Annotated in this window: 14 protein-coding genes; 10 read left to right on the top strand and 4 right to left on the bottom strand. The window is 63.0% G+C overall.

Annotation, left to right across the window (positions count from 1 at the left end):
* The first annotated feature begins 4 nt into the window (after window positions 1-4).
* From EOA16_RS10790 to EOA16_RS10760, 7 genes are all read left to right on the top strand, one after another.
* Window positions 5-2,416 carry a circularly permuted type 2 ATP-grasp protein gene (locus EOA16_RS10790; RefSeq protein ID WP_127257788.1) on the top strand — a complete coding sequence of 804 codons (2,412 nt, stop codon included), beginning with the start codon at window positions 5-7 and terminating at the stop codon, window positions 2,414-2,416.
* 3 nt (window positions 2,417-2,419) lie between these two features.
* Window positions 2,420-3,304, top strand: a complete 885-nt coding sequence (locus EOA16_RS10785) for a transglutaminase family protein (protein WP_127257786.1) — start codon at window positions 2,420-2,422, stop codon at window positions 3,302-3,304.
* 143 nt (window positions 3,305-3,447) lie between these two features.
* On the top strand, window positions 3,448-4,386 hold the full coding sequence (locus EOA16_RS10780; protein WP_127257784.1) for a glycosyltransferase family A protein: 939 nt from the start codon (window positions 3,448-3,450) through the stop codon (window positions 4,384-4,386).
* 99 nt (window positions 4,387-4,485) lie between these two features.
* Window positions 4,486-5,592, top strand: a complete 1,107-nt coding sequence (locus EOA16_RS10775; RefSeq protein ID WP_127257782.1) for a DNA topoisomerase IB — start codon at window positions 4,486-4,488, stop codon at window positions 5,590-5,592.
* A 108-nt stretch (window positions 5,593-5,700) separates the two neighbouring features.
* Window positions 5,701-6,075 carry a YciI family protein gene (locus EOA16_RS10770; RefSeq protein WP_023809971.1) on the top strand — a complete coding sequence of 125 codons (375 nt, stop codon included), beginning with the start codon at window positions 5,701-5,703 and terminating at the stop codon, window positions 6,073-6,075.
* Complete coding sequence (locus EOA16_RS10765; RefSeq protein WP_127257780.1) at window positions 6,072-7,346, top strand: RNA polymerase sigma factor; 1,275 nt, start codon at window positions 6,072-6,074, stop codon at window positions 7,344-7,346. Before EOA16_RS10770 ends, EOA16_RS10765 begins: the two co-directional genes overlap by 4 nt.
* Before the next feature lie 187 nt (window positions 7,347-7,533).
* Window positions 7,534-9,048: an aldehyde dehydrogenase family protein gene (locus EOA16_RS10760; protein ID WP_127257778.1), complete on the top strand. Its 1,515-nt coding sequence runs from the start codon at window positions 7,534-7,536 to the stop codon at window positions 9,046-9,048.
* 62 nt (window positions 9,049-9,110) lie between these two features.
* Here the strand turns inward: EOA16_RS10760 and EOA16_RS10755 are convergent, their stop codons facing one another.
* From EOA16_RS10755 to EOA16_RS10740, 4 genes are all read right to left on the bottom strand, one after another.
* Window positions 9,111-9,971 carry a hypothetical protein gene (locus EOA16_RS10755; protein WP_164754213.1) on the bottom strand — a complete coding sequence of 287 codons (861 nt, stop codon included), beginning with the start codon at window positions 9,969-9,971 and terminating at the stop codon, window positions 9,111-9,113.
* A gap of 381 nt (window positions 9,972-10,352) precedes the next feature.
* Entirely contained in the window at window positions 10,353-10,688 is a 336-nt protein-coding gene (locus EOA16_RS10750) for a hypothetical protein (RefSeq protein WP_127257910.1), read from the bottom strand.
* 62 nt (window positions 10,689-10,750) lie between these two features.
* The gene (locus tag EOA16_RS10745; RefSeq protein ID WP_127257775.1) at window positions 10,751-11,599 is read right to left on the bottom strand and encodes an endonuclease/exonuclease/phosphatase family protein; all 849 of its coding nucleotides are present in this window, start codon (window positions 11,597-11,599) and stop codon (window positions 10,751-10,753) included.
* Between the two features lie 110 nt (window positions 11,600-11,709).
* The gene (locus EOA16_RS10740; RefSeq protein ID WP_127257773.1) at window positions 11,710-13,173 is read right to left on the bottom strand and encodes a phosphatidylserine/phosphatidylglycerophosphate/cardiolipin synthase family protein; all 1,464 of its coding nucleotides are present in this window, start codon (window positions 13,171-13,173) and stop codon (window positions 11,710-11,712) included.
* A gap of 304 nt (window positions 13,174-13,477) precedes the next feature.
* Here EOA16_RS10740 and EOA16_RS10735 point away from each other — a divergent pair, with 304 nt between their 5' ends.
* From EOA16_RS10735 to EOA16_RS10725, 3 genes are all read left to right on the top strand, one after another.
* Window positions 13,478-13,681 carry a hypothetical protein gene (locus EOA16_RS10735; protein ID WP_164754211.1) on the top strand — a complete coding sequence of 68 codons (204 nt, stop codon included), beginning with the start codon at window positions 13,478-13,480 and terminating at the stop codon, window positions 13,679-13,681.
* Between the two features lie 679 nt (window positions 13,682-14,360).
* On the top strand, window positions 14,361-14,708 hold the full coding sequence (locus EOA16_RS33105) for a hypothetical protein (protein ID WP_245455903.1): 348 nt from the start codon (window positions 14,361-14,363) through the stop codon (window positions 14,706-14,708).
* A 109-nt stretch (window positions 14,709-14,817) separates the two neighbouring features.
* Window positions 14,818-15,339, top strand: a complete 522-nt coding sequence (locus tag EOA16_RS10725; protein WP_127257771.1) for an AraC family transcriptional regulator — start codon at window positions 14,818-14,820, stop codon at window positions 15,337-15,339.
* Window positions 15,340-15,393: the final 54 nt, after the last annotated feature.

Here is a 15,393-nt window from a genome sequence, read left to right as displayed (position 1 = left end):
AGCGATGGCAAAGGGGAATCACAAGCGGGGACGCGGCAAGCCGCAGACCCACAGCCTGCTGGAGCACTACCAGCCGATCGACGGCGTCGTTGACGAGATGGTCGATGCGTCGGGCAATCCTCGCCCGGCCTGGAAGCATTTTGTCGAGGCGCTCGAGGAACTCGGTGCTGAAAAGCTCGGCCAGCGCTTTGCCCGCGCCGACCAGTATCTGCGCGATGCCGGCGTTTATTACCGCGTCTACGACAAGGCCGGTGCCAATGAGCGCGAATGGCCGCTGGCGCATGTCCCGGTTCTCATCGAAGAGAGCGAGTGGGCGGCGATCAGCGCCGGCCTCGTGCAGCGCGCCGAACTGTTCGAGGAAACCATCGCCGATATCTACGGGCCGAACCGGCTGGTCGAAAAAGGCATCCTGCCGGCGGGATTGATCGCCGCCGGCCCCGAATATTTGCGGCCTGTCGTCGGCACCAGGCCGGCCGGCGGCCATTTCCTGCATTTCTGTGCCTTCGAGCTCGGCCGTGGGCCTGACGGTCGGTGGTGGGTGCTGGGCGATCGCACGCAGGCGCCGTCCGGCGCCGGTTTCGCACTGGAAAACCGCGTCGCCACCACACGCGCGCTGTCCGACATCTATGGCGAGATGCATGTGCACCGCCTTGCCGGCTTTTTCCGCCGTTTTCGCGACGCGCTGATCGGCATGGCCAAGGAGACCGACGGCCGCGTCGCCATCCTGACGCCGGGGCCGCTTAACGAAACCTATTACGAACACGCCTACATCGCCCGTTATCTTGGCATCATGCTGCTCGAAGGCGAGGATTTGACCGTCTCCGGCGGCCGGCTGATGGTGCGCACGGTTTCCGGCCTGATGCCGATCAGCGTGTTGTGGCGGCGACTCGATGCCGCGTTCGCCGACCCGCTCGAATTGCGCCCGGATTCGCAGATCGGCACGCCGGGCCTGGTCGAGGCGATCCGCCAGGGCGCGGTTGCTACCGTCAATGCGCTTGGCTCCGGCCTGATGGAGACGCGTGCGCTGCTCGCCTTCCTGCCCAAGATTTCACGGGCCTTGCGGAGCGAGGAATTGCTGCTGCCAAGCGTCGCGACATGGTGGTGCGGGCAAGCAACCGAACGCGCGCATGTGCTGGCCAACATCGATCGCATGGTGATCGGGCCGGCGCTGTCGACGAGACTTGCCTTCGAGGACGACGATTCAACGAAGCTCGGCTCGGCCCTGTCGGCTGGAGAGCGGGCGGAGCTGGTGGCGCGCATCGAACGCGATGGCGGCGATTTCGTCGGCCAGGAAGCGGTGACGCTTTCGACGACGCCCGTCTATGTCGGCGGCTGGCTGGAGCCGCGGCCAGCGAGCCTGCGCGTCTACCTGGCGCGAACGCCGGAGGGCTGGACGGTGATGCCGGGCGGTTTTGCCCGCATCGGCCTGTCGCTCGACCCGACGGCGATCGCCATGCAGCGCGGCGGCCAGGCAGCAGATGTCTGGGTTGTCAGCGACAAACCGGTGGAGCGCGAGACGCTGCTGCCACAAGAAGGCGACAGTTTCAGCCGCACCAGGCCCGGCAGCCTGCCCAGCCGCGCGGCGGAGAACCTGACCTGGCTCGGCCGCTACATCGAACGCTCGGAAGACACGGTGCGCATCCTGCGCGCCTATCATGTGCGGCTCGCCGAAACTTCCGACCCGGATATGCCGCTGCTGGCCGACATCAGGGATTATCTCGAACCTTTCGGCATCGATGTGGAGACGGCGATCCCGTCAGGGCTGATCGGCACGCTGGACAGCGCGGTCTACAGCGCCGGGCAGATCCGCGACCGCTTCTCGCCCGATGGCTGGCTGGCGCTGAAGGACCTGTCGAAAACCATCCATCAGTTCGCAACGACGGTCGCGCCCGGCGACGACGCGACCCGGGCGATGACAGTCATCCTGCGTAAGCTCGCCGGCTTTTCCGGCCTGCTGCACGAGAACATGTACCGCTTCGCCGGCTGGCGCTTCCTCGAGATCGGCCGCCGGCTGGAGCGCGGTATCCAGATCTCCCGCACGCTGTCGCGGCTGACCAGCGCCAATGCGCCGGACGGCGCGCTCGACATGATGCTGGAGATCGGCGACAGCGTGATGACCCATCGTCGCCAATATCCGGTGCAGGCCGGTCGGCGCACAGTGATCGATCTGCTGGCGCTCGATCCGCTTAACCCGCGCTCCATCCTGTTCCAACTCGAAAGGCTGAAGGCCGAAATCGGCCTGTTGCCGTCGCTCGGCGGGGAGGGGCAAATGTCGCCGGCGGCGAAGGAAATCCTGCAGCTCAACACCCAGATCGCCATCAAGGAGCCTTCGGATATGACGGCAACGGCGCTGGACGAGCTCGCCTACGAAATCGGCGGCCTCTACAACAGCCTAGCCAAAGCCTATTTCGGATAAATCATGCTCTACGATATCAGGCTTCATCTCCACTACGATTACGCTTCCGCTGCCGGCGGCGGTCGTCATCAGGTGCGCGTACTGCCGTCGACGATATCAGGCGTGCAGCGCGTCATCGCCGCATCGCTGTCCTTTGCGCCGGCGCCCAACGAGCGTTCCGACTTTTCCGATTTCTTCGGCAACAACGTGACCTCGATCGCCTTTCGCGATGCGCATGATGCGCTCGACATCAGGATGAGCGCCCGCGTGTCGGTGTCTCGGCCCGAGCCCGGGCTCGACGTGTCGCCCGATATCGTCCGGCTCAGGCAGGAGCTCGCCGCGGTGCGGTCTCTGGCACCTGATGCACCGCACCACTTCCTGACGGCCAGCACTCATGCCGGCATCGACGATGCGATCACCGCCTACGTACGGAGCAGCATCGCCGGTTCCGCCGCCAGCACGGCCATGAACCTGTGCAATCGCATTCATCGTGATTTCACCTATGACGGCGAAGCGACGACGGTGCGGACCCGGGCCAGCGATGCCTTCAGGCTGAAGCGCGGTGTCTGCCAGGACTTTTCGCACATCATGATCGCCGGCCTGCGCGGGCTCGGCATTCCCGCTGGCTATGTCAGCGGCTTTCTGCGCACCATCCCGCCGAAGGGCAAGCCCCGGCTGGAAGGCGCCGATGCCATGCATGCCTGGGTCAAGGTCTGGTGCGGGCGCGACGCTGGCTGGCAGGAATTCGATCCGACCAATGGCATGCGGGCCAGCAACGACCATATCACCGTCGGCTACGGCCGCGACTATTCGGACGTGGCGCCGATCGTCGGCGTGCTCAAGACCACGGGGGGACAGGTCGGCGAGCAAGCTGTCGACGTCATTCCAGTCGTGCTCGAAAGAGCCTGAAAGCAGGTCGTACACGCAGCGGTATTTCCGCTGCAATTCCGGATGGACAAGACCGCTTCTCAAATACCGATGCGGCCGCTAGTCTGTATCCGTTTCGGGGTGACGGTAATTGTATCCTCAAGCGCATGGCGCGAGGTTTGTAGTTGAGAGCAATCAGCGTCGTCATTCCTGCCTGTAATGCGGCGGCGACCATCGCTGCAACGCTGGCGTCGCTACGCAGCGAAGCCGAGATCATCGGCGAGATCTTGCTGGTCGACGATGCGTCGACCGATGGTACGGCAATCATCGCGCGGGAGGCCGCGGCGCAACTGTCGCTGCCGCTGCGCGTGCTGCCGGCCAACTGCCGCGATGCCGGTGGTGCCCGCAACGTGGCGCTGGCCGAAGCGGTCCATCCCTGGGTCTACCTGATCGATGCCGACGACCTGCATCTGCAGGGTGGATTGCGCGCCCTGCTCCGGAAGGCCCAGGAGCAGCCGGAGGCCGACATGATCGTGGGTGCATACCGGCGACGGGTGAACGGCCAGGATCGGCAGATCAAGATGCCGAACGGCTACCGGGCTGCGTGCCTTGCCAACGCCTCGGCCTATGTGAAAGGCGACATACGTTCGGTCGCCGTGGGCAGCGTTCTGGCATCGCGGACCCTGATCGGCGAGACGCGGTTCCCGATCGGAATGGCCTATGACGAGGACACGCTGTTCTGGGCGCGGCTGATGAGCAAGGCATCGCTCGCCATGGTTTCGCAACCTGTGATGGTCTATGAGGTTTCGCCGGTGCGTTCCGATGACCGCTTTGCCCTCAACCCGGTGCAGCGCTTCCTGGACTGGCGCCGGGAACTGCGCACGCTCACCGACTGCAACATCCCGTTGGCGGCGCTCAAGGCCAGGGAAGGGCTTGTCGCCCTCAAGATCGCCCGGGTCCACTATGCACGCGGCGATCTGGACATCGCGGCGCGCTTCCTGGCGGTGGCCGCGGCCGCGCCAAAGCGACGCTCGGAAGCTTGGCGCTGCCTGCGCTACAGGTTCAAGCTCGCGGCGCGGCGGCGTTTGTCCGCGCCGTCGATCAAGCTGCAAGGCGCTCTGTAGGCGCCAGCCGACGCGATATCGGCGCCAAGGGCTTTTCGGACGGCGCGTGGAACCAGCGGTCGGCCAGTGGCTTATCTACGGAATTCGCGTGGAGCCGACATGTTGCAAAAATCCGGATTGTCGCCCAGCCGACCGGCTGGCGAGGATGCTGTATCGCCAGGTGGTGCGCCCAAAAACGGGGCACAAAGCTCGGCCGACCATGCGTCGCTTAGCTATGTCAGCGATGCCGAGCCTGGTATCCGGCGGCTGAAGACAGGCAAGGGGTTTTCCTACAGGGGACCGGACGGACGGACGGTTTCGGACGCCACTAAAGCGCGCATCGAGGCGATCGTCATTCCGCCGGCCTGGACGGATGTGTGGATTTCGCCGGACGCGGACGGCCATATCCAGGCAACCGGCAGGGACCAGCGCGGGCGCAAGCAATATCGCTATCATCCGCAATGGGCCGAAGAGCGCGATGGTGCCAAATATTCGAGCCTTGTCGCTTTCGCCGAGAGCCTGCCGGACCTGCGGCACAGGATCGACGGCGATCTGCGCCGTCGTGGCTTGCCGTTCGAGCGTGTCGTCGCCGCGGTTGTCTGGCTGCTCGACAACACGATGATCCGCGTCGGCAATGCCGCCTACGCCCGGGACAACAAGAGTTTCGGGTTGACCACGTTGCGCGACCGGCATGTCGATATTGTCGGCTCAAGCCTGCGCTTTGCCTTCAAGGGCAAGTCGGGCAAGGAGTGGAAGCTGAAGCTGGCCGACCGCCGCATCGCCAGGATTGTGCGTGGCGCGCAGGACCTGCCGGGCCAGAAGCTGTTCCAGTATCTCGATGAGGGCGGCAACAGGCGGCCGGTGCGCTCCGAGGACGTCAACCGCTATATCCGTGAGGCGGTGGGTGACGCCTTCAGTTCAAAGCATTTCCGCACCTGGGGCGGCACCATTCACGCTGCGTCGCTGTTTGCGCAAACGGAACTGCCGCAAAGCCAGGCGCAGCGAAACAGGGCGATGAACAGCGTCATCGACAAGGTTGCCGAGCGGCTGGGCAATACGCGTGCCGTCTGCCGCAAATGCTATGTCCATCCGCGGGTCTTCGAAGCGTGGTCCGAGGGGCGGTTGCTGGATGAAATGGCGCAGGCCAACAAACGCAAACGCGCGATTGCCGGTCTCGATGACGAGGAAGCTCTCGTGCTGCGATGGCTGAAACTGGGAGAAAGCTGACCGGCGCGGCCGGCCGTGGCCAAATCCGTCACATCCGGATTTTTTTTATCGACGTCGTGTCGGGATCGGTCTTACTGTTTCGTCCTTTGACAGAGAAAAGGACCAGCCATGCTCTACGCAATCCTCTGCTATGCCTCCGAAGATGTCGTCTGCTCCTGGAGCAAGGCACAGGACGACGAGGTCATGGCCAATATCCTTGGCGTTCAGGAAAAATATGCCAAGGCCGGTCGGCTCGGCCCGGTGGCACGGCTTCTGCCGACGACCGCGGCGACGACCCTGAGAAAGGTCAAGGGCGAATCGGTCGTCATTGACGGGCCGTTCGCGGAGACCAAGGAACAGTTTCTCGGCTTCTACACGCTCGAATGCGCGGATCTCGACGAGGCGGTGGAGTTCGCCCGTGAGCTTTCCGAGGTCAATCCGAGCGGCGGCTCCTATGAAATCCGGCCGGTTTCGGTCTTCAACCCCACAAGGGTTTCCGCATGACCGAAATGGCCTGGATCAGCTCCGCGATCAGCGCCGCCCGCCCGCAGGCGATGGGCGCGTTGCTGCGTTATTTCCGCGATCTCGATACGGCGGAGGAAGCTTTCCAGGACGCGTGCCTCAGGGCGCTGAAGAACTGGCCGCAGAACGGACCGCCGCGCGACCCGGCGGCCTGGCTGATCTTCGTTGGCCGCAACAGCGGCATCGATGCGGTGCGCAAGCGCGCCAAGCAGGCGCCGATGCCGGAGGAAGACCAGGTTTCCGATCTGGAAGACGCCGAGAGCGATATCGCCGAGCGGCTGGACGGGGCGCACTACCGCGACGACATATTGCGGCTGCTGTTCATCTGCTGCCATCCCGATCTGCCGGCCACGCAGCAGATCGCGGTGGCGCTGCGCATCGTCTCGGGTCTCACCGTCAAGCAGATCGCGCGCGCCTTCCTGGTTGGTGAAAGTGCCATGGAGCAGCGCATCACTCGCGCCAAGGCGCGCATTGCGGACGCCGGCGTGCCGTTCGAGACGCCTGGCGCGGTCGAGCGGTCGGAACGGCTCGCCGCCGTCGCCGCCATGGTCTACCTGGTCTTCAACGAGGGCTATTCGACCAACAGCGGCGAGGCGCCGGCCCGCGCGCCGCTGTGCGAGGAGGCGATCCGGCTGGCACGGCTGTTGCTGCGGCTGTTCCAGACCGAGCCGGAGATCATGGGGCTGACGGCGCTGTTGCTTCTGCAGCATGCGCGCGCACCGGCCCGTTTCGACGACAGCGGCGAGATCGTGCTGCTCGAAGACCAGGATCGCAGCCTGTGGAGCCGCAAGATGATCGATGAGGGGCTGGCACTGGTCGACAAGGCGCTGCGCCATCGCAAGCCCGGCCCTTACCAGGTGCAAGCGGCGATTGCCGCGCTGCATGCGCGGGCCGAAAAGGCCGAGGATACCGACTGGAGCGAGATCGACCTGCTCTATCGCTTGCTTGAGCAGATGCAGCCGTCGCCGGTGGTCACGCTCAACCGGGCCGTCGCGGTCTCGAAGGTGCGTGGACCGGCAGAGGCGCTGGCCATGATCGAGCCGCTGGAAGAACGGCTTTCCGGCTATTTCCATTTTTTCGGCCTCAAGGGGGGGCTCTTGATGCAGCTTGACCGGGGCGACGAGGCGCGCGTCGCCTTCGACCGCGCCATAGCGCTTGCGAACACGGCGGCGGAAGCTGCCCATATCCGCATGCATATCGACCGGCTGATCAAGGACGGTGCGGTACGCCCACCGGCCAAGAAGGCAAACTGAGCGCCATCTGCCCCATCTGGCTCAATCGTGCAGTTTGGGCTTAGACCATGCCGGGGTGGTGATTTTCCTTTGAAACGAGTAATGCCACGCGATGATCGTGCCTGAGGTGCCTTTGTGCACGCGGGCAGCATGGCGCCAGGCTTTGACCGGCGCCATATGATGGCGACGGGATCTGAAAGGGACAAGAATGACGATAGGCAAGGAAACGACCGAACTGCTGGCGAAACTGGGTGTGGCCAAGGAGGCGCTCGTCGGCGGCGACCTGATCGTGCGCAGCCCGGTGACGGGCGAGCAGATCGCGGCGCTGAAGACGATCTCGCCGGCTGACGCGGCCAAGGTGATCGATGCTGCGCACAAGGCCTTCCAGTCCTGGCGCATGGTGCCGGGCCCTCGGCGTGGCGAACTGGTGCGGCTGCTCGGCGAGGAACTGCGCGCGCACAAGGCCGAGCTTGGCCGGCTGGTTTCGATCGAGGTCGGCAAGATCCCGTCCGAGGGGCTCGGCGAAGTGCAGGAGATGATCGACATCTGCGATTTCGCCGTAGGCCTCTCCCGGCAATTGTACGGCCTGACCATCGCCACCGAGCGCCCGGGCCATCGGATGATGGAAACCTGGCATCCGCTCGGCGTCGTCGGCGTCATTTCCGCCTTCAATTTCCCGGTGGCCGTGTGGTCTTGGAATGCCGCCCTGGCGCTGGTCTGCGGCGACGCGGTGGTGTGGAAGCCGTCGGAAAAGACGCCGCTGACCGCACTTGCCTGCGAGGCTATCTTCAAGCGTGCGGTCAAGCGCTTCGGCGCGGACGCACCTGATGGCCTGGCGCCGGTGCTGATCGGCGACCGCGCCGTCGGCGAGATACTGGTCGATCACCCTAAAGTGCCGCTGGTTTCGGCGACCGGTTCGACCCGCATGGGCCGCGACGTCGGCCCGCGGCTGGCCAAGCGCTTTGCGCGCGCGGTGCTCGAACTCGGCGGCAACAATGCAGGCATCGTCTGCCCGACCGCCGATCTCGACATGGCGCTGCGCGCGATCGCGTTTGGAGCGATGGGCACGGCGGGACAGCGCTGCACGACGCTGCGGCGCCTGTTCGTGCATGACAGCGTCTACGACGCCCTGGTTCCACGCCTCAAGAAGGCCTACGAGAGTGTGTCTGTCGGCAATCCGCTGGAGACCTCCTCGCTGGTCGGGCCGCTGATCGACAAGGCGGCCTTCGACGCCATGCAAAAGGCGCTGAAGGAAGCCGCCGCCCATGGCGGCAAGGCGACCGGCGGCACGCGGGTCGAGAACGGCCATCCGGATGCGTATTACGTGCACCCGGCGCTGGTCGAAATGCCAAGCCAGGTGTCCCCGGTGACGGAAGAGACCTTCGCGCCGATCCTCTATGTGATGAAATATTCGGATTTCGACGCCGTGCTCGAAGAGCACAATGCGGTTGGTGCCGGCCTGTCGTCGTCCATCTTCACCCGAGACCTGCAGGAATCCGAGCGTTTCCTGGGTGTCGACGGATCGGATTGCGGCATTGCCAATGTCAACATCGGAACCTCGGGCGCCGAGATCGGCGGTGCCTTTGGCGGCGAAAAGGAAACCGGCGGCGGCCGCGAGAGCGGCTCCGACGCATGGAAGGCCTATATGCGGCGCGCCACCAACACGGTGAACTATTCCAAGGCGCTGCCGCTCGCCCAGGGCGTGTCGTTCGACATCGACTGAGAACTCCGGGATTTTGATCATCCGCGTTGAAAGGCATCCCCGTAACGGGGATGCCGCACCGATCAGCTTCCAGCCGGCGGAAAACAGGCATTGAAAGCGGTGTCGACGATGGCCAGTTTGGCAGCCTGGACTGTCATGTATTCCTGGTAGAAGGTGTTCGACACCCACATCACCGAATGGCCTCGCTGGCCGAGCCAGCCAATGCTGCCGAGATTCTCGGCAGCGCGCAGCTTGCGGGCCAGATGGGTCCGTGAGAGCTTGAGCCACTTGGCGAAATCTCCGATCGAAACCACGCTGGTCGGAATCTGGTCCAGGCCAGCGTGATCGGGGTCGATGCCTGACATCAGCCAGTCCATGACGATACCGCCATTGTTGAGCCAGATGAACAGGGAAAAGGTCTGGTTAGGCTCGCGCACCGGCTTGGAGGCAAGCAGGCCGTCCGCCACCAGAGGCTGCAGCCTGGCAACCATCTCGGGGTGCTCGAGGAATCTGGCCAAGCGGTCAGCGCGGTCGAGACGATCCAGCGTCCGCAGATGGGCAAGAACCCAGCCGGTAAAAGTCTGCACGGTTGCCGCCGTCGGCTGCAAAGGGTGCGTCCGCCCGTCGCCACCCGACACATACTCCGCGATGTGGTAGTGCAGCATCTCCTTGATGAAAGCGTCCGCCGTGTTGCGGCTGGCCACCGCATGTTGGTGCACGAACTCGATGAACCGCGATACTGTCAGTTCCTTGCGGCGGTCGTGCGGATCGCGCCTGAAATGCATGGCAAGGCCGACATGACCCATCAGCCAACGCTGCTGCGTGGCGAAAATGGAAGCCAGCCGAGGGCTCTCTTCATAGATTCGGATCAGCGCCAGGGACTGTTCCTGAACGTAGCGATGCAACGCCGGATGGCCGGCAATATCTTCCAATTTCAGCGCCATCCTCCTGGTGTCCCGGCTCAACTCCAAAAGTCGAGTTGCGCTTCCCATTTTTCAGCCTTCCACGGCTGTGTCCAGAGGCACCATATGCGAAGAGCAAGCCCAACCCGAACACGGGTCCGGCCATGACCGGTCCATGATGGGATCCGCTAACCGAGTGCTATGCTCTGGGGAGCGGGCCGGTGACCCGCGGCTTGAGGAGGATGACGGAGAGGGAGGTCACCGCGCCAAGCGCAATGGCGACAAGGGTCGCAATCCAGCCGCGCGTGCTGGCTACACGATTTGACGCGGTCCGGCACCGCCTCTCACATCAGCGCTATTTCGTCAGCCGATCATGCACGATGGAACTGGCCGGCTTTCGCCGGCCGGTTGGTCCGATCAGTATCAGCCGCAGACGCGAACCTCTTCGATCACCCTATGGTGGTGGCGCCAGTGCTTGACCAGTTCGATATGGCAGCGATGATGCCGGTGGTGGCGGCGATATTCGCCGTACCGGTATTCGCCATTGTCATACTGAACGTTCTGGTCGCTATCATACTGATTGTCATAATTGCGATCCCGGTGATGACGGCGAATAACAATCCCACTATCGGAATCGTCATCCGGCAAATATCGGTCGCCGTCGTCGGACTGGATGGTCACGCTTGCCGCTTGCGTCGGCGCGGTGATCGCCGCTGTCGCGGCCAATGCCAACAGGGAAGCCAGAATCAGTTTTTTCATCTCGTCCTCCTGCGTGTTCAAGACATATCAACTCGCGGAAGAACTGGGCGTTCCGCCTAATTTTACACGCTTTGAGACGCGGAAGACATCAAGGCGTTATCGTCCACCCGCTCCAGGCGCACGAAGGCCGTCAGCGGCAGGTGGTCGGAGGCAACGCGTGAAAGCGGCGTGTCATGCGCATCGATGGCGGCAATCATGCCATGCCGATTGGCCATGATCCGGTCGAGCGCCAGCAGCGGCAGGTTCGACGGGAAGGTGGGGACCGCCGGCGGCTGCGGGCCGAACGTCGCATGCAGCGTGTTGAGGGCGGAGCGGTTGCCGAGCCGCCATTCGTTGAGGTCGCCGAGCAGCAAGGTCGGTCTTTCGTCCGGGCTGTTCATCAGGTCGAGCACGACGCGCGCCTGCTGGGAGCGCGAGCGGCGCAGCAGGCCAAGATGGGCGGCGATGATGCGCAGCGTCCGGCTTCCATCGAGGTCGATCTCCGCCACCACCGCGCCGCGCGGCTCCAGTCCCGGAAGCTTGATCTGGTGCACGTCGCGAACGACGCCCTTCTTGAACAGCAGGACGTTGCCATGCCAGCCATGGCCCTTGCCGGTGGCCGAAATCGGCACCGGAACCAGGCCGGTTTCCCGTTCGAGCCGGGGCAGGTCGAGAAGACCATCACGGTCGCCGAAGCGATTGTCGGCTTCCTGCAGCGCAATGACATCCGGATCGATTTCGCGGATGACGCGGATGATCCGCTCCGGGTCGAATTTTCTGTCGACGCCGATGCATTTGTGGACATTGTAGGAGGCAACCAGCGTGCCGGTGGTGGCTGTCGTCTTGAGTGCGGCGGCGTTAGCCCTCTTCATCCGGCGGTCACGAAGGGACAGAAGCATGCTTGCCGGGAGGCTGCGTCCAATTCTGTGCATCTCTGTGCTGCTCGTCCTCGCTGACTTCAATTCAGAAGCCGGATACAATCAAAATAGGCAATTTCGGCGTATGTTCCATGACAGACGAATTCCTCAAGCGCACCTCCGCCTTAGAGATAGGGTGAACCGAGCCACAATACCCGGTCGAACAGCCGGATAAGAAACGGCCGGGCTCGCAAGGCTTCCAGCGTCACCGGCACGGCGGAGGCGATCGCCGACCCGATCCGCGCCTCGATCTCGCTGGCAAAGCCGGCATCGAGCACCTCCAAGTCGATCTCGAAGTTCAGCCGCAGCGATCGGGCGTCAAGATTGGAAGATCCGACATAGGCCCACACGCCGTCGATCGAAAGCAGCTTCGAATGGTCGAACGGTCCCTCGGTTCGCCAGACACGGCAATAGTGTTTGAGCACCTGATCGAACTGCGCCATCATCGCGCGGTCGACGAGGAAAAGATTGTTCACCGCCGGCACCACGATGTCGATTTCGACCCCGCGCCTGCCGGCGGTGATCAGCGCACTGATCAGTTCCCGATCCGGCAGGAAATAGGGGGACATCAGGCGTATCGACTTGCGGGCGACCGAGAATGCACCGATGAGCAGCTTGTGGTTGGTCTCGTTGCTGGCATCCGGGCCGGAAGCGACTGCCCGCACCATCATCGGTGCGCCCGGCGACGGCGACAGCGGGCCAATGCGCCAGGCGTCGCCCTTCAGCACCTCGTTGGTGGCAAAGCGCCAGTCCTCGGCGGCGACGGAAAAAAGGTCGGCGACGATCGGACCGGTCACCCGGAAATGTGTGTCCCTGGCGCTGTTGGAGCCGGCGAATTCGGCGGAGAAGCCTTTTCGGATGTTCATGCCCCCGGTGAAGGCGGCGATGCCGTCGACCACCAGGATCTTCCGGTGGGTCCTCAGATTGGCGTAGGGCAGCCGCAGGCCCATGACGATGTTGCCGTTGAAGACATCGGCGGGGATGTTGGCCTCGCGCAAATGCCCAAGGATGCTCGGCACCGAGTAGCGGGCGCCGACGGCATCGATCAGCACGCGGACGGTGACGCCGCGCCGGACGGCGCCGGCCAGCGCCTCGACGAAGAGCAGGCCGACGGCGTCATTGTCGAAAATATAGGTCTCGAGCAGGACGCTGCGCTCGGCGCCATCGATCGCCGCGCACATGGCGGCATAGGCCTCGTCGCCGGTCTCCAGCACATCGATCGCATTTCCAGGGTTGAGCGCGCGCCGTGCCACCCTGTCGCCAAGTGTCCGCAAGCCCGTGAACCGTTGCCCGTACCGCTCGACGATCAGGGCCTCTTCGACAGCGACGTCGCGCTCATGCTTGGCGGACACCGCGCCGTCGGCAAACGGGCGCTGGGCGGTGATCGTGGCGCGGCGGATGCGGTTGATGCCGGCGACGGCATAGATCAGCACGCCGAGGATCGGGGACAGCACCATCACGCCGACCCAGCCCGTGGCGGCGCGGACATCCTCCTTGGTCATGACGGCATGGACGATGCCAGCCGTTGCCATCACCACGGAGATGATCGCCAGAATTTGCTGCCAGTGAGTCGCCAGGGTCTCCAACATGCCGAGACTATCCAGCGAGCGGTTACAGAAGGCAATCCAGCCGGTCATGCCGCGCATTCGCCGGATGGCGGCATGCGGCCCTGGCTGAAGATTTCGACCAGCCGCAGAGATCGATGGGTTGAAGCTCCCGATAGATCCTGTTCAGAAGGACAAACCTGACCCAGGGGAAGCATAGAGCCTGGCATCGTCCTGTTCTGCTCAGGCCCTCCGAAGCCTCTTATGCTTTGGTGCCACCTCTATTGTATATCAGGAGGAATGAATTTAGTGATATAAACACTTTGACTGATGGCGAGGGGGGCGCCGAATGATGAAATTCAACTTCGATGGACCTTCCGGCGATGACGCAACTGCCGACACGTCGGCAGAATGCCAACGCCAATTGCTGCCTCTCGTCCGCGAGATCGTTCAGGCAGCCGTCGCTGCCGGGTGGAGCGAAGAAGACGTTCTTCTGGGTTTTGTGGAACTTACATGGGATTTGTATGAGAATCGTCGCGACGATCTGCAATGACCGGTGGCAAATCCGGTAGCTCTGCGTTGCCTTGTGAATGGCCGCTGAACTGGTCGAACTATCCCAAATCTGAAGCAGGGGTCCGAACTCAGGTCAACCAGAGGCCGCGCGGCAGCCAGTTCGGCGGTGTTGGCAGCTTTTCACGATAGGAATTTTTTCTTGACTCGGTGACCCCAGCTAAGCTATATATTCGTCCATGGTGCTGATTTGCGCCAGTGACCCGCCGTGCAGGCGGGTTTTTCGTTTGATGCTCCGTCAGCCAATGTGCTGGCGAAGCTCCGAAAAATGTTCCAGTCCTTCCCTTGTGACTGCTTCTTCTTTTTATCCCGAACAAAATTTTTTGTTTGCGTACGGATGTTATTCACTATCCGCGGCATGTGCGTTACGTTGGAGCCGGGTCGGGCTAAGGGGGATTTCAGGCGGCGGACAAAGCGGCTGAGGCCAGGCAATGAAACATACGGACGATGCTCGGGAAAGCGGCGATTCCCGGGGCGTCAATCGAGAACGGACAGTTCGATATGTCCCGGACATAATTCCTGAAGACATAATTCCTCAAGGCGCAGGTCGCAGGAGAGCCTTCGCGCGGGGGAATGTCGTATATTCCGTCCGCGATCCCGCCTCGCAGACGTTCCTGGTCAAGGAGCATTCCACCGCAATTGTGCTGAGGCCCGCACGCGGAATGAGAGCCTCGCTCGGTAGCGACAAGATCACGGAATACGTCGCGCGGCGCGTGCAGGAATATCCCGACGAAAACTTCGCGCGAAAAGTCGTCGCCGAATTGGCATCCTTCGCGGGGGGTTCATCCAACCATCTCGTAGCAACGTTCGGCATACCGCCGCGTTGCGGTGAGTTGCCGATTGCCGAAGTCGCTTGTCTCGCCGGTTTTTCCGATCGGAGCCATCTGGCCGTGAGAACGCCGGCCGGGGCCGGGTATGCTTCCCTCAAGAACCGAGGGCCCGGCCATGGCAAAATGGCCACGCCTGCTCACCCGCGACGCAAGACCGGAATTTTCTACAAGGCTTGCTGAGTTTTTCAAAATACGTCCCGCTGCAAATCTGCCCCAAGCCCCGCAGGAGTCCTCTGGAATGTCATGCAGCCCGCGCATTGTTCGCCATCCGGCCGGAACGATCCGATGAATGGCGATGCCGGTCAGCTTCGGCCAATCACGAATTGTTTTGCAGGGGAACGGGGAGGAAGGCCTCGGGTTGAACGTCATATGGGACGTATCAGGAGGGCGAAAAATGCCGGGTGATGATGGTTCCCCCGGGCCGGTTTCCGGAACCAATTCGCGACAGCCGACGCTCAACGCGAAAGGCGGACTTTCGGTGCGCAGTGCACGCAAGGTGCAGGAATTCCTGAACGAGAACTTTTCGCGCAAGCTGGCGCTTGCCGAGATGGCCGCGGTTTGCGGGCTTTCGCCCTATCACTTCGTGCGCGCTTTTTCGCGCACGTTCGGCATGCCGCCGCACCAGTACGTTCTTGAGCTGCGGCTGGATTTGGCTGAAAAACTGCTCGCCGACAGCCGAATGACGATCGCGGACATCGCTCACTCCAGCGGGTTTTCAAGCCAGAGCCATTTTACCACCGTGATGAAGAAATACCGGCAGGTGACGCCGCTGCAGCTACGGGTGGGCAAGCTTAACGCCAAGGTTAGATGAGGCGGCGCTTGCGGCATTGCTTGATTACTTGATTTTAAAGCATTGGCTAAGGTA

The sequence above is a fragment of the Mesorhizobium sp. M7A.F.Ca.US.008.03.1.1 genome, from assembly GCF_003997495.1.
GTDB lineage: Bacteria > Pseudomonadota > Alphaproteobacteria > Rhizobiales > Rhizobiaceae > Mesorhizobium.
The sequence above is the reverse complement of the archived record's forward strand: the minus strand, read 5'-3'. Positions and strand labels throughout refer to the sequence as shown.

Excerpts from the sequence above, each read along its gene's own strand:
- EOA16_RS10760 (WP_127257778.1), top strand. The coding sequence starts at position 7,534 with ATGACGATAGGCAAGGAAACGACCGAACTGCTGGCGAAACTGGGTGTG.
- EOA16_RS33105 (WP_245455903.1), top strand. The coding sequence starts at position 14,361 with ATGAGAGCCTCGCTCGGTAGCGACAAGATCACGGAATACGTCGCGCGG.
- EOA16_RS10775 (WP_127257782.1), top strand. The coding sequence starts at position 4,486 with ATGTTGCAAAAATCCGGATTGTCGCCCAGCCGACCGGCTGGCGAGGAT.
- EOA16_RS10735 (WP_164754211.1), top strand. The coding sequence starts at position 13,478 with ATGATGAAATTCAACTTCGATGGACCTTCCGGCGATGACGCAACTGCC.
- EOA16_RS10725 (WP_127257771.1), top strand. The coding sequence starts at position 14,818 with ATGGCGATGCCGGTCAGCTTCGGCCAATCACGAATTGTTTTGCAGGGG.
- EOA16_RS10785 (WP_127257786.1), top strand. The coding sequence starts at position 2,420 with ATGCTCTACGATATCAGGCTTCATCTCCACTACGATTACGCTTCCGCT.
- EOA16_RS10790 (WP_127257788.1), top strand. The coding sequence starts at position 5 with ATGGCAAAGGGGAATCACAAGCGGGGACGCGGCAAGCCGCAGACCCAC.
- EOA16_RS10755 (WP_164754213.1), bottom strand. The coding sequence starts at position 9,971 with ATGGCGCTGAAATTGGAAGATATTGCCGGCCATCCGGCGTTGCATCGC.
- EOA16_RS10750 (WP_127257910.1), bottom strand. The coding sequence starts at position 10,688 with ATGAAAAAACTGATTCTGGCTTCCCTGTTGGCATTGGCCGCGACAGCG.
- EOA16_RS10740 (WP_127257773.1), bottom strand. The coding sequence starts at position 13,173 with ATGTTGGAGACCCTGGCGACTCACTGGCAGCAAATTCTGGCGATCATC.
- EOA16_RS10770 (WP_023809971.1), top strand. The coding sequence starts at position 5,701 with ATGCTCTACGCAATCCTCTGCTATGCCTCCGAAGATGTCGTCTGCTCC.
- EOA16_RS10765 (WP_127257780.1), top strand. The coding sequence starts at position 6,072 with ATGACCGAAATGGCCTGGATCAGCTCCGCGATCAGCGCCGCCCGCCCG.
- EOA16_RS10745 (WP_127257775.1), bottom strand. The coding sequence starts at position 11,599 with ATGCACAGAATTGGACGCAGCCTCCCGGCAAGCATGCTTCTGTCCCTT.